Source organism: Rhodovulum steppense, from assembly GCF_004339675.1.
In the GTDB taxonomy this organism is placed as follows: Bacteria; Pseudomonadota; Alphaproteobacteria; order Rhodobacterales; family Rhodobacteraceae; genus Rhodovulum; species Rhodovulum steppense.
Genome location: NZ_SLVM01000029.1, coordinates 1 through 12,082 on the forward strand (window position 1 = coordinate 1; position 12,082 = coordinate 12,082).

A 12,082-nucleotide genomic window follows, 5' to 3' on the forward strand; every position below is an offset into this window, starting at 1 on the left:
AATCCGTGGGGCTGGGCGAGATCAATGTCGGCGTGACCCAGCTCGACCAGGTGACCCAGCAGAACGCCGCCATGGTCGAGGAGGCCACCGCGGCCGGGATGGCGCTGGACCAGGAGGCGGCGGCGCTGGAGCGGCTGGTCTCGAGCTTCCAGGTCCGACGCGGCGTCGGCAGCACGACCGGGCCGAAGCCCGAGCGCGGCGCCCATCCGCGGGGCCGGACCGCGGGACAGGGCGCGGGCAACGCGCCGGCCCCTGCCCGGCGGATACATGCCGCGGAGTGACGCCCGGCCCGCCGGGCCGGAGCGCAGCGCCCGGATTTCGGCCCGGGTGTGACCGCGCACCGGCACGCCGATCCGGGCGCCCCCGCGGCCCGCGGCCCGCGGCATCGGGTGCAGACCGGCACGGGGCCCCGGCAGACCCCGGCACCGACCGGGACCGGACCCTGCCGCGGAACGTTGCAAGAATGTCGCAGGAATGTCGCAGTCGCCACGGCAGCCGCCAGGGTGACACATGGCTGTCATGGGGCCGGGTTACCTGATGGCGCGACAGAGGGCGCCCGGGGGGCGTCCGGGACAGCAAGGGACCGAGGCCCTGCCCGTGACGATCGACATCGCCCACAGCCTGCCCCACAGCCGGGCGACTGGCCCGCTTCCGTTCCGGCCTGCCGCAGCCGGGCCTTTGCGAATCCTGATCATCAGCGATGCCTGGCAGCCCCAGGTCAACGGCGTCGTGCGAACCTACGAGAACCTGGGTTCCCACCTGCGCGCGGCCGGCGACGAGGTGCAGGTGATCGGCCCGGCGGCCTTCCCGGGCGTGGCGCTGCCCTCCTATCCCGAGATACCGCTGGCGCTGCCCTATTACCGGCGCCTGGCGGGCATGATCGAGGATTTCGCGCCGGACGCCATCCACATCCCGGTCGAGGGACCGCTGGGCTGGATGGCGCGGCACTGGTGCCGTGCCAATCGCGTCCCGTTCTCGACGTCGTTTCACACCGATTTCCCGGCCTATGTCGCGCTGCGCGCCCCCGCCGCCCTGCGCGGCGCGGCCGGGACGATGACCGTTGCCGCCCTGCGCCGTTTCCACGCCCCCGCGCATCATGTGTATGTCGCGACCGCCGCGCTTGAGGAAAAGCTGCACGGCTGGGGGTTCGGGAACCGCTTCGTGCGGCTGTCGCGCGGGGTGGATCTGGACCTGTTCCATCCCGGACCCGCGCGGCCCGAGACGGCCGATCCGCCGGTGCTGCTTTATGTCGGGCGGGTCGCGCCCGAGAAGAATATCGAGGCGTTCCTTGCCCTGCCCGGCCCGGCCCGGAAGGTCGTGGTGGGGGACGGCCCGCTTCTGCCCGCACTGCGCCAGAGCCATCCCGAGGTCACGTTTCGCGGCACCCTGACCGGCCAGCCGCTGGCCGATGCCTACCGCGCAGCGGATGCCTTCGTCTTCCCCTCGCGCACCGACACGTTCGGGATCGTCATCATCGAGGCGCTGGCCTGCGGGTTGCCGGTGGCGGCCCATCCCGCCTTGGGTCCGCGCGACATCCTGGGCGGCGACCCGCGGCTGGGCGCGGTGGACGAGGATCTGGGCGTGGCGGTCCGGCGCGCGCTGGCCGCGCCGGGCAGCCAGGCCGACCGGCACGACCATGTCCGCGCCCATTACAGCTGGGACGAGGCGGCGCGCGTCTTTGCCGCCAACTGCGCGGACATGGCCAGATGAGCCCCGCCGCCGCCCCCCGCCGGGTGCGCAGCGTCTTCGTCTCGGACCTGCATCTGGGCTACAAGGGCAGCGATATCCGCGCGCTGAACGCCTTTTTGCAGGCGCATGAATTCGACCATCTCTACCTGGTGGGCGATGTGCTGGATGGCTGGAAACTGGAAAGCCGCTGGCACTGGACGCAGGATTACAGCACGCTTGTCGATCTGCTGCTGGACCGACGGCGGCGGCGTGTGCGGGTGACGCTGCTGACCGGGAACCATGACGAGAAGCTGCGCGACATCCTGGCGGTCCTGTTCCGCCCGCTGATGCTGCGCCGCTATGGCATAAGGGTGGATGAACGGATCATCCATCGCGCGGGCGACGGGCGGCGCTATCTGGTGATGCATGGCGACCAGTTCGACGGCGCGCTGATCCGCGGCACCTCGAAACTGGCCGATCGCGCCTGGTCCTGGCTGGGCGAGAAGGCGCTGGTGCGGCCGCGTGCCGAGACAACGCTGGTCAAGGGGAAGCGCAGGCGCTGGTCGCTGGGCAAGGCCGTGGCGACCAATGCGCTGACGCTGCTGGGCCGGTATACCGATACCGCGTTGCGCCGGGCAGCCGAGGACGGGATGGACGGGATCATCTGCGGGCACAGCCATGTCCCGACGCTGGTCCGGCGCGAGGGGCTGCTGTTCGCCAATTGCGGTTCCTGGACCGGCGCGCGGCGCGCGGGCGAGACCCATACCGCCGTGATCGAGACGCTGGACGGGGCGATGGAGATGGTTGCCTGGCCCGCGATGCGCGCCGCACCGGGCGATGCCACGGCCCGCTGCCTGCCGCCCGAGCGTCCCGGGTTTTGCAGCGCCGATGCGGCCCGGCTGGTGCGGCTGATCCATCGGCTCTGGGCGCCGGTGTCCGACGGGCTGGCCGAGCCGGTCGCGGTTGCGTCTCCCGCCCTGCCTCGATCCCGGGACATCCCCGTGCCGCCGACCTGAGCAGGGGGGCCGGACCCGTGCCCGGTCAGGCCGCGCGCCAGGCCTTCCACAAACGCTTCCACCGTCGCGACAGATCGCGCGCCGGGCTTGCGAAAAGCCGCGTCGCAAGCGCCTGCGCCTCGGTTTCGAGCACGCCCTGACGCGCGGCGATCCGCGTGCGCAGCGCGGTGCGGACCGCCTCGCCCCCGGGCGGATCGGCAAGCCCTGCAAGCCAGGCGTCCAGCACCGCCAGATCGTGATGATCGCCCAGGAACTCGGACAGCCTGCGCACCTGTTCCGCGCGCCGGTCCATCGGCGACGGGTCCAGCGGTTGCAGCAGCCGGGTGTGATACCAATGGTATTTCACGGCCTTGCGCCAGTCGTGGATCACGGCGGTCTCGGGCGTCTCGGCGGCCAGGCGCCGGTCGCGGCGTGCCCGGGCGAACACCTTCTCCAGCCCCGGCCGCATCGCCTTGAACCCTGTTTCGGTCAGGCTCCAGCCCTCGGCGCGCGCGCGCAGCGCCACCAGATCGGCGCGAAAAGCGGCCAGATCGGCGACCACGTCGCTGCCCGCCACCGCGCCGTCGCGCACCGCGATCAGGTGATCGCGAAGCGGCGCCAGCCCCTCGGGGCCGGTCGCCTCCGCCAGCTTGTCCACCGTCTCGACCATGCCTTCGAAATCGCGCAGCCCCGACAGCCGCCGCGCCGCGTCGCGGATCGCGGCATTCTCGGCGGCGTAGTCGGGAAAGCTGGCGCGCACCAGCCGGATCAGCCCGCGCAGCCGCTTGGCCCGCTTGCGCACCTGGTGGACCTTTTCGTGCAGGTCCATCGCGGTGTCGTCGATCTCGGCAAGTGCTGCGTCGATCTCCTCGACCGCGATGCGCCGCAGCGCCTCTTCGCAGGTCTCGTCCGATCGTTTCATGCGATAGGCCATATCACCGTCCCGTCTTCCACGCGCATACACAATCCGCAGCGGTATCCGGATCATATGACATTTAGTTAACGCGCGCGCAGAACCAAGACGGGGCCAGCTTCCGGTCGCCCCACCGATACCGGCCTGCGCCAAGCGCAGCGCCGGTCAGCCCGCGTCACCGCGTGCGGCGGGGGGGCGTGTCGCCGCCCTTGGGTTTGCCCTTCCATGTGCGCCGCGCCCCCGTCGCGGGCCGATCCATCCGCTTGGAGGTGTCGCTGGCACCGGGCCGGGTCCTGGCGCTGCCGGTCTCGTCCTTCCGCTCCGCCCGCTCGGGTCCGCGCGTGTCGGATTTCGGCCTTGCCGCATCCCATTTCTGCGCCGGGTTGCGGGGCTTGCGCGGGGCGGCGTCGTCCTTCGCCTTGGCGGCCTTCGGGCCGGGCCGGTCCATCCGCTTCGGGCCCTGCTGACTGCGGGACCCGGTCCTGTCGCCGGCCGGCGCGCCCTTCGGCCCCGGCCCGTTCGTCCCGCGCGGCTCGGCCCTGGACCCGTCGCGCTTCGGCGCGGCATGGCGGGGTTTGCGGGGCTTTGCATCGTCCGGCGCCCGTGCCGGTGCGGCGGGTTGGGGTGCCGCGGCAACAGGGTTCGGGGCCTCCGCGGCGACCGGGGCCGGGCGGGACGCGGCAGGCACCGGCGCGGGCGCCTTCCGCGGCGGGCGCGGGGCGCTGGCCTCCTTGCGCGCCGGGCGGCCCTGGCCCGGGGCCGGGCGGGGCGGGCGCATGTCCTCGACCGTGCCCTCGACCTGCCTTGCGGTGATGTCTTCTTCCAGGATTCCGGCGGGGCCGAGCCGGTCGATCAGGCCCGGCGCGGCGGGTTCGGCGATCTCCACAAGGGTCGTCTCGGGCAGGATGCGAATCCGGCCGATCTGCGTCTTGTCGAGATCCCCCGCCCGGCACAGAAGCGGCAGGATCCAGCGCGCCTCGGCGCGGCGGTTCTGCCCGATCGACAGCTCGAACCAGGCCGAGGGGCCAAAGGGCGCCCGTTCCGCCCGTTCGGTGCGGGCCGGGGCCGCGTTCAGTTCTTCGGGGGCGGAAAGGCCCGCGCGGTAAAGCCTCAGGCAGGCGGCCGCGATCTGCTCGGGGCCATGCTCGGCCAGCAGTCTCGCGGCAAAGGCGGCTTCGGCCTCGGACGGGGCGTCCTCCCAGACCGGATCGGCCAGCAGGCGGGTCTCGTCGAGCGCCAGGATCTCCTCGCGGCTGGGTGCTGCGGTCCATTCGGCCTCGATCTTCGCCCATTTCAGCAGCCGCGTGGCCTTGGCGGTGACCCGGTCCGGCACGATCAGCGCCGAGATTCCCTTGCGCCCGGCCCGCCCCGTCCGGCCCGAGCGGTGCAACAGCGCCTCGGTATTGGTGGGCAGGTCCGCATGGATCACCAGGTCCAGATTGGGCAGGTCGATGCCGCGCGCCGCGACATCGGTCGCCACGCAGACCCGCGCCCGGCCGTCACGCAGCGCCTGAAGCGCATGGCTGCGTTCGTCCTGGCTAAGCTCGCCCGACAGGCTGACCACCGGCAGGCCGCGATTGGCCAGCCGCGCGGCCAGCCGCGCGACCGCGGCGCGGGTATTGGCAAAGACGATGGCCGTGGGCGCATCGTGAAAGCGCAACAGGTTGATGATCGCGTGATCGGAATCGGCGGCGGCGACCTGCACGACCTGATAGGCGATATCCGTGTGTTGCGTCCCGCGCGACAGGGTGGTCACGCGGACCGCGTCGCGCTGGTAGGCCTTGGCCAGATCCGCGATCGCGGGCGAAACGGTGGCCGAGAACATCAGCGTGCGCCGCTCGGCCGGGGCCTCGCCCAGCATGAATTCCAGATCCTCGCGAAAGCCCAGATCCAGCATCTCGTCGGCCTCGTCCAGCACGACGGCCCGAATGGCGGACAGATCCAGACTGCCCCGGGTGATGTGGTCGCGCAGCCGCCCCGGCGTGCCCACGACGATATGGGCACCCCGCTCCAGCGCGCGGCGCTCCTCGCGCGCATCCATGCCGCCGATGCAGGACACCACCCGCGCGCCCGCCCTGGCATAGAGCCAGGCCAGTTCCCGCTGCACCTGCAAGGCCAGTTCCCGCGTCGGCGCCACGATCAGCGCAAGCGGCGCACCCGGCAGATCCAGCCGCGACTCGTCCCCCATCAGCGTCGGCGCGATGGCGAGGCCGAATCCCACGGTCTTGCCCGACCCGGTCTGGGCCGAGACCAGCAGATCGGCTTCGGCCAGTTCGGCGGCCGTCACGGCCTGTTGCACTTCGGTCAGCGTGTCGAACCCGCGCTCGGCGAGGGCTTCGGAAAGGGTCGGGATCATCTGGGAAACATCCGTGCGGCCAGGGCGCCAGCATGGCGCGGCAAGGCAATATGGCTAGGGTCTTCGGGCGCACATGTCCAGACTTATCCGCCCCCGCACCCCGCAACGCCCCGCCGTGCGGCCATCGACGGATCGGGGGGCGGCGCTATCGTCTGCGCATCGCGGCAGGCGAAAGGCAGGACGATGCACGATTTCTATTCCGACACCCAGACCCGCCCGACACGGGCGATGCGCGAGGCCGCGCTTGACGCACCCCTTGGCGACGAACGCCACGACGCGGATCCGCCGACGCTGGAGCTCTGCGCACGGGTGGCCGGGATGCTGGGGATGGAGGCGGCGCTGTTCCTGCCCTCGGGCACGATGTGCAACGAGATCGCCATCGCCGTCCACACCCGCCCCGGCGACGAGGTGATCTGCACCCGCGAAAGCCACATCATCTTTGCCGAAAGCGGCGGACCCGCGGCGCTGTCGGGGGTGATGATGCATCCGATTGACGGCGAACGGGGCATGCTGACGCCCGAACAGGTGCAGGCCGCCATCCGTCCGCGCTCGGCCCATGCGCCCCGCTCGCGCCTGCTGGTCGCCGAGCAGACCGCGAACCTTGCGGGCGGCGCGATCTGGCCTCTGGGTCAGTTGACCGCCGTGGCGCAGGCGGCCCGCGACGCCGGGCTCGCGACGCATCTGGACGGGGCGCGTCTGCTGAACGCCCAGGTCGCGACGGGCATTCCCGCGGCCGCGTATGCGCGCGGCTTCGACAGCGCCTGGATCGCCTTCACCAAGGGGCTGGGCTGCCCGGTCGGCGCGGTGCTTGCGGGCTCGCGCGACTTCGTGGCCGAGGCCTGGCTTCTGAAACGGCGCTGGGGCGGGGCCATGCGCCAGACCGGGGTGCTGACGGCGATGTGCCTTTACGCGCTGGACCATCACGTCGCCCGTCTGGCCGAGGATCACGCGCTGGCCCGCACCATCGGCGCGCGCCTGGCCGGGCTGCCCGCCATCGCGCGGGTGCTGCCGGTCGAGACCAATATCGTCATCGTCGATCTGGCCGAGCACGCGCCCGATGCCCGGGAAGCCGCCCGGCAACTGCGCCAAGGGGACGTGACCGTCACGGTCGTCGGCCCAAGGCGCCTGCGGATGGTCACGCATCTGGATGTCGGCCCCGCCGATGCCGACGCGCTGGTCGCGGCGATCGGCGCGCTCGGCTGACCTCAGCCGGTCGGCCGCCCCGCCTCGGTCGCGCGGACCACCTCGTTCAGTTGCCCGGTGCGCACGTCATAGACATAGCCGTAGATCGGGATCGCGGGGTTCACCAGCGGATGCGCCCGGATGCGCATCACGTCCTCGATCACCGCCGCCTCCTGGTCGCGGATCGTGTGCCATTTGACATAGCGCCCCTCGGGCGAGCCGCCGGGTTCGGAGGCATTGCGAAAGCCGCTTTCGCTCAGTTCCGCCGTCTCCAGCGACCCCGCCAGAAGATCGCCCATCGTGGCATCGTCGAAGAACAGCATGCCGCAATCGGTGTGATGGATCACGAACCATTCCCGCGTGCCCAGAAGCTTGTGACTGATCACCAGCGACCGGATCGCGTCGTCGGTGGCCCGCCCGCCCGCATTGCGCACGACATGGGCGTCGCCCTCGGACAGACCGGCATATTTCGCGGGATCGAGCCGCGCATCCATGCAGGTCAGTATGAGAAAGCCGCGCGCTGGCGGCAGCGCCAGATCGCCCTTGTCAAAGCTGGCGGCATAGGCCGCGTTGGCCTGTTCGACCTCGGTTTTCGTGCTGGACATCCGATCCTCCCTGTTCGCGGTAACGAAGGTTAGCACGAGAGCGGCCGCCACGGGCAAGGGTTCCGGGCCTTGCCGACCCCTTGCGGGGCGCTGCGGGGCGCGGGGGGGCACGGAAATCGCGGTCGCGGCGGTCGCGAAGGCAGGGTAAGCAGGCGACATGGAACACCAAGCCGATCTGGACATCTTTCTGGTTGCCCCGCCGGGGCTTGAGCATGTGCTGGCCGAGGAGGCGCGCGCGCTGGGCTTTCGCGATGTCGTCCCCGGCCCGGGCGGGGTGGCACTGCGCGGCGGCTGGCCCGAGATCTGGCGGGCCAATCTGTGGCTGCGCGGCGCGGGGCGGGTGCTGGTACGCATCGCCGCCTTCCGCGCGCTGCACCTGGCCCAGCTCGACAAGCGCGCGCGGCGGGTGCCCTGGGCAGAGATGCTGCGCCCCGATCAACCGGTGCGGGTGGAAGCCACCTGCCGCGCCTCGCGGATCTATCATGCGGGGGCGGCGGCGCAGCGGGTCGAGCGGGCCATCGCCGAGACGCTGGGCGCGCCGGTTGCGGCCGAGGGTGACACCGCGATCCGCGTGCTGGTGCGGATCGAGGATGACCTTTGCACGATCAGCCTGGACAGTTCGGGCGAGCCGCTGCACCGGCGCGGCCACAAGCAGGAGGTGGGCAAGGCGCCGCTGCGCGAGACGCTGGCCGCACTGTTCCTGCGCCAATGCGGATACAATGGCGGCGAGCCGGTGGTCGATCCGATGTGCGGCTCGGGCACCTTCGTGATCGAGGCGGCCGAGATCGCGGCGGGGCTGGCGCCGGGCCGCAGCCGCGGCTTTGCCTTCGAGGCGTTCGCGGGCTTCGATCCGGCCGCGTGGGGCGCGATGCGGGCGGTGCCCGCCCCTGCCCTGCCCGGGCTGCGCTTTCATGGCTTCGACCGCGATCAGGGCGCCATCGCGGCCAGCCGGGCCAATGCGGACCGGGCGGGCGTCGGCGCGCTGACCAGCTTCACCTGCCAGCCCATCGCCGCGCTGAACCCGCCCGATGGCCCGCCCGGGCTGGTGATGGTGAACCCGCCCTATGGCGGGCGGATCGGCAATGCCCGCGCGCTTTATCCGCTTTACGGAACGCTGGGCGAGGTGCTGAGGACGCGGTTTGCGGGCTGGCGGGTCGGGATCGTGACCAGCGAGCCGCAGCTTGCCCGCGCGACCGGCCTGCCCTTCGGCCCGGACGGGCCGCCCATTCCCCATGGCGGGCTGAAGATCCGGCTTTACCGGACCGATCCGCTGGGATGACCGCGCCCTTGGCGGGACGCGGTCAGTGCGTTCAGTCGGCGCTGGCGACCTCGATGCTGGCGAAGGCGGCCATCGCGCTTTCATAGGCCCGGCCGACCGGGGTGGGTCTGAGCCGGTCGTCGACCAGGTTGATCTTCGGCGCGCTGCCGCCCCAGGGATAGGGATTGGCCGCGAACCAGGCATAGCGTTCGACGAAGGGCAGCCCCTCCATCATCCGCATCGCGTCCTGGGCAAAGGCGGCGTTGCGCTCGTAACTGGCGGCGCGCGGGCGGTTCCAGTCGATATAGGCGAATTCGGTCACCCAGATCGGTCGGCGATATTCGCGATGCACCTGGATCAGCCAGCGGCGGAACGCCTCGACATCGCCATCGGTCGTGTAATAGTGCACCGCCATGAAATCGACCCGCATGCCGCGCCGCTCGATCTCGGACATGAAGCGGCGCTGCCAGGAATTCGGCCCCAGCGTCTGGTCGCGCGTCGTCGCCGGGCTGCCGAGTCGCAGCCCGCGCGCCTGAAGTTTGGGCCAGAGCGCGATGGCCTCGGCCACCGTCATTCCCGCCTGGTGATCGCCGCCATAGCCGTCAGGCTCGTTGAAGCCCAAGAGCGTCGTGACCCGCCGATCCGACTGGATCGGCTTGTTCACGTCCTTGGCCCCGTGGATCATCGGCACGAAATCGACATCGCGCCGCTGCTTCTGGCGCGACCAGATCTGGTCCGTTCGCCAGTTGTAATACCAGCCAAGCCCCGGCGCATCCTCGATCCAGCGGATCATCGTGTAGCTCGGGTTTTCCCAGGCGCCAACGCCCGCCTTCTGAGCCATGACCGGAGTCGACAGCATGAATAACCCCACCAGAATGGGGATGAGTTTCCTGACCATTATATACCTCGCACACCGAGATCGAGGCTAGGCGGGTCTTTAGGTAGGAATTTGGCCAGAATCGTGAATAATCGTGAAACGGGTCTGGCACGCCTCGGGCACGCCCCCGGGATGCAGGGATCAGCCCAGCGTCACGTCCAGCACCATCATCAGGATCAGCCCGATCGTCAGCCCAAGGGTCGCCCGGTTCTGGCGGCCATGGCGATGGGTTTCGGGAATGATCTCATGGCTGATGATATAGATCATCGCCCCCGCCGCGAAGGCCAGCCCCCAGGGCAGCAGATGGGCCGAGAGCGCGACCGCCGCGGCGCCGACAGCACCGCCCAGCGGTTCCACGAGGCCCGTGGCCAGCGCGATCAGGAAGGCCGTTCCGCGCCGGTAGCCATGGGCGCGCAGCGCCAGCGCGACCGCCAGCCCCTCGGGCGCGTTCTGCAACCCGATGCCGATTGCCAGCGGCATTCCTTTGGCCAGATCGCCCGCGCCGAAGGCCACGCCCACCGCCATGCCTTCGGGGATGTTGTGGATCGTGATGGCGAAGACGAACAGCCAGATCCGGGCCAGCGCCGCGGCATCGGCGCCCTCGCGGCCGGCGAAGAAATGTTCATGCGGCACCAATTCGTTCAGGGCCGCCACCGCCAGCGCACCCAGCGCGATGCCGCCCCCCGCGATCAGCGCCGCGATGGGGACGCTGCCATAAAGCGTCTCGGCCGCCTCGATCCCCGGCAGGATCAGCGAGAAGAACGAGGCCGACAGCATGACGCCCGCGGCAAAGCCCAGCATCGTGTCATTGGCCCGGCGCGAGACGGTGCGGCCGAACAGGACCGGCAAGGCCCCCACCCCGGTCATCAGACCTGCGGCCAGCGCGGCCAGAAAGGCGATCAGAACATCGCTCATGGCTCCAGCTAGGCCGAAGCACGCCGCACCCGCAAGCGCCAAGAGCGTTGCGGGCCGCCGGTCCGATTGGTAAAGCGCCTTGACCAATCTCAGGGAGACGCGCGATGCCCGTCATCACCACCATCGAGGACCTGCGCCGCATCTATGCCCGCCGCGCGCCGCGGATGTTCTACGATTATTGCGAGTCGGGAAGCTGGACCGAGCAGACATTCCGCGACAACGTTTCGGACTTTGCCGGGATCCGTCTGCGCCAGCGCGTCGCGGTGGACATGGCGGGGCGCTCGACCGCCTCGACCATGATCGGGCAGGAGGTCGCGATGCCCGTGGCGCTGGCCCCGGTCGGGCTGACGGGGATGCAATCGGCCGATGGCGAGATCAAGGCGGCGCGTGCGGCCGAGAAATTCGGCGTGCCCTTCACGCTGTCCACCATGTCGATCTGTTCCATCGAGGATGTGGCGGCGCACACGACAAAACCCTTCTGGTTCCAGCTTTACGTCATGCGCGACGAGGATTTCGTGGCGCGCATCCTGCAACGTGCAAAGGATGCGCGCTGTTCCGCGCTGGTGCTGACGCTGGATCTGCAAATCCTCGGCCAGCGGCACAAGGACCTGAAGAACGGGCTGTCCGCCCCGCCCAAGCCGACGCTGCGGACGATGGCGAACCTTGCCACCAAATGGGGCTGGGGGCTGGAGATGCTGGGCACCAAGCGGCGGTTCTTCGGCAATATCGTGGGCCATGCCAAAGGCGTGAGCGATGCCTCGTCGCTGACCGACTGGACGGCCGAGCAGTTCGACCCCTCGCTCGACTGGGACAAGGTGCGCAAGCTCAAGGAGCAATGGGGCGGCAAGCTGATCCTCAAGGGCATCCTCGACGAGGAGGACGCGCGCAGGGCCGCCGATGTGGGTGCCGATGCGATCGTCGTGTCGAACCATGGCGGGCGTCAGCTGGACGGGGCGCTGTCCTCGATCCGCGCGCTGCCGGGGATCGTGCGCGCCGTGGGCGATCAGGTCGAGGTGCATTTCGATGGCGGCATCCGGTCGGGGCAGGACGTGCTCAAGGCGCTGGCGCTGGGGGCCAAGGGCACCTATATCGGCCGCGCCTTCGTCTACGGGCTGGGCGCGATGGGCGAGGCGGGCGTGACCCGCGCGCTGGAGGTGATCCACAAGGAGCTGGACACCACCATGGCGCTGTGCGGGCGCCGGTCGGTCGCGGCGCTGGACCGCGACATCCTGCTGGTGCCCGAGGATTTCGAGGGCAGATGGGCCTGAGCGCCCGGTTTTGCCCTTCCCAATCGGCGCGGTCTCGGCTATGGG

The 12,082-nt window shown here is 70.5% G+C and carries 10 protein-coding genes and 1 pseudogene; 6 read left to right on the forward strand and 5 right to left on the reverse strand.

Annotation, left to right across the window (positions count from 1 at the left end; all coding sequences use genetic code 11):
- The 3 genes and pseudogenes from EV216_RS18500 to EV216_RS15425 all read left to right on the forward strand — a co-directional run.
- Positions 1 to 281: pseudogene (locus EV216_RS18500) on the forward strand (methyl-accepting chemotaxis protein); the annotation flags it as partial.
- A 316-nt stretch (positions 282 to 597) separates the two neighbouring features.
- Positions 598 to 1,710: a glycosyltransferase family 4 protein gene (locus tag EV216_RS15420; RefSeq protein ID WP_207894017.1), complete on the forward strand. Its 1,113-nt coding sequence runs from the start codon at positions 598 to 600 to the stop codon at positions 1,708 to 1,710.
- A complete protein-coding gene (locus EV216_RS15425) occupies positions 1,707 to 2,684 on the forward strand; it encodes a UDP-2,3-diacylglucosamine diphosphatase (RefSeq protein WP_132696426.1) in 978 nt (325 codons plus the stop codon). The genes EV216_RS15420 and EV216_RS15425 overlap by 4 nt, the downstream gene beginning before the upstream one ends.
- A gap of 25 nt (positions 2,685 to 2,709) precedes the next feature.
- Here EV216_RS15425 and EV216_RS15430 read toward each other — a convergent pair whose 3' ends face one another.
- A complete protein-coding gene (locus EV216_RS15430; protein WP_165899288.1) occupies positions 2,710 to 3,585 on the reverse strand; it encodes a CHAD domain-containing protein in 876 nt (291 codons plus the stop codon).
- A 166-nt stretch (positions 3,586 to 3,751) separates the two neighbouring features.
- Positions 3,752 to 5,932 (reverse strand): DEAD/DEAH box helicase, encoded by a 2,181-nt coding sequence (locus tag EV216_RS15435; RefSeq protein ID WP_132696428.1) that lies wholly within the window; start codon positions 5,930 to 5,932, stop codon positions 3,752 to 3,754.
- Between the two features lie 183 nt (positions 5,933 to 6,115).
- Here EV216_RS15435 and EV216_RS15440 point away from each other — a divergent pair, with 183 nt between their 5' ends.
- Positions 6,116 to 7,135 carry a threonine aldolase family protein gene (locus EV216_RS15440; RefSeq protein WP_132696429.1) on the forward strand — a complete coding sequence of 340 codons (1,020 nt, stop codon included), beginning with the start codon at positions 6,116 to 6,118 and terminating at the stop codon, positions 7,133 to 7,135.
- A gap of 2 nt (positions 7,136 to 7,137) precedes the next feature.
- Here EV216_RS15440 and EV216_RS15445 read toward each other — a convergent pair whose 3' ends face one another.
- Positions 7,138 to 7,719: a beta-class carbonic anhydrase gene (locus EV216_RS15445; protein ID WP_132696430.1), complete on the reverse strand. Its 582-nt coding sequence runs from the start codon at positions 7,717 to 7,719 to the stop codon at positions 7,138 to 7,140.
- A 157-nt stretch (positions 7,720 to 7,876) separates the two neighbouring features.
- On the opposite strand from EV216_RS15445, the gene EV216_RS15450 reads away from it, so the two are divergent.
- Positions 7,877 to 8,998: a THUMP domain-containing class I SAM-dependent RNA methyltransferase gene (locus tag EV216_RS15450; RefSeq protein ID WP_132696431.1), complete on the forward strand. Its 1,122-nt coding sequence runs from the start codon at positions 7,877 to 7,879 to the stop codon at positions 8,996 to 8,998.
- Between the two features lie 31 nt (positions 8,999 to 9,029).
- On the opposite strand, the gene EV216_RS15455 is transcribed toward EV216_RS15450, so the two are convergent.
- Both EV216_RS15455 and EV216_RS15460 read right to left on the reverse strand, forming a co-directional pair.
- Positions 9,030 to 9,818: a glycosyl hydrolase gene (locus EV216_RS15455; protein ID WP_243642099.1), complete on the reverse strand. Its 789-nt coding sequence runs from the start codon at positions 9,816 to 9,818 to the stop codon at positions 9,030 to 9,032.
- A gap of 177 nt (positions 9,819 to 9,995) precedes the next feature.
- Positions 9,996 to 10,769: a ZIP family metal transporter gene (locus EV216_RS15460; protein ID WP_165899289.1), complete on the reverse strand. Its 774-nt coding sequence runs from the start codon at positions 10,767 to 10,769 to the stop codon at positions 9,996 to 9,998.
- A gap of 104 nt (positions 10,770 to 10,873) precedes the next feature.
- Here EV216_RS15460 and EV216_RS15465 point away from each other — a divergent pair, with 104 nt between their 5' ends.
- Complete coding sequence (locus tag EV216_RS15465; protein ID WP_132696433.1) at positions 10,874 to 12,037, forward strand: alpha-hydroxy acid oxidase; 1,164 nt, start codon at positions 10,874 to 10,876, stop codon at positions 12,035 to 12,037.
- Positions 12,038 to 12,082: the final 45 nt, after the last annotated feature.

Excerpts from the sequence above, each read along its gene's own strand:
- EV216_RS15425 (WP_132696426.1), top strand. The coding sequence starts at position 1,707 with ATGAGCCCCGCCGCCGCCCCCCGCCGGGTGCGCAGCGTCTTCGTCTCG.
- EV216_RS15430 (WP_165899288.1), bottom strand. The coding sequence starts at position 3,585 with ATGAAACGATCGGACGAGACCTGCGAAGAGGCGCTGCGGCGCATCGCG.
- EV216_RS15435 (WP_132696428.1), bottom strand. The coding sequence starts at position 5,932 with ATGATCCCGACCCTTTCCGAAGCCCTCGCCGAGCGCGGGTTCGACACG.
- EV216_RS15440 (WP_132696429.1), top strand. The coding sequence starts at position 6,116 with ATGCACGATTTCTATTCCGACACCCAGACCCGCCCGACACGGGCGATG.
- EV216_RS15445 (WP_132696430.1), bottom strand. The coding sequence starts at position 7,719 with ATGTCCAGCACGAAAACCGAGGTCGAACAGGCCAACGCGGCCTATGCC.
- EV216_RS15450 (WP_132696431.1), top strand. The coding sequence starts at position 7,877 with ATGGAACACCAAGCCGATCTGGACATCTTTCTGGTTGCCCCGCCGGGG.
- EV216_RS15455 (WP_243642099.1), bottom strand. The coding sequence starts at position 9,818 with ATGGCTCAGAAGGCGGGCGTTGGCGCCTGGGAAAACCCGAGCTACACG.
- EV216_RS15460 (WP_165899289.1), bottom strand. The coding sequence starts at position 10,769 with ATGAGCGATGTTCTGATCGCCTTTCTGGCCGCGCTGGCCGCAGGTCTG.
- EV216_RS15465 (WP_132696433.1), top strand. The coding sequence starts at position 10,874 with ATGCCCGTCATCACCACCATCGAGGACCTGCGCCGCATCTATGCCCGC.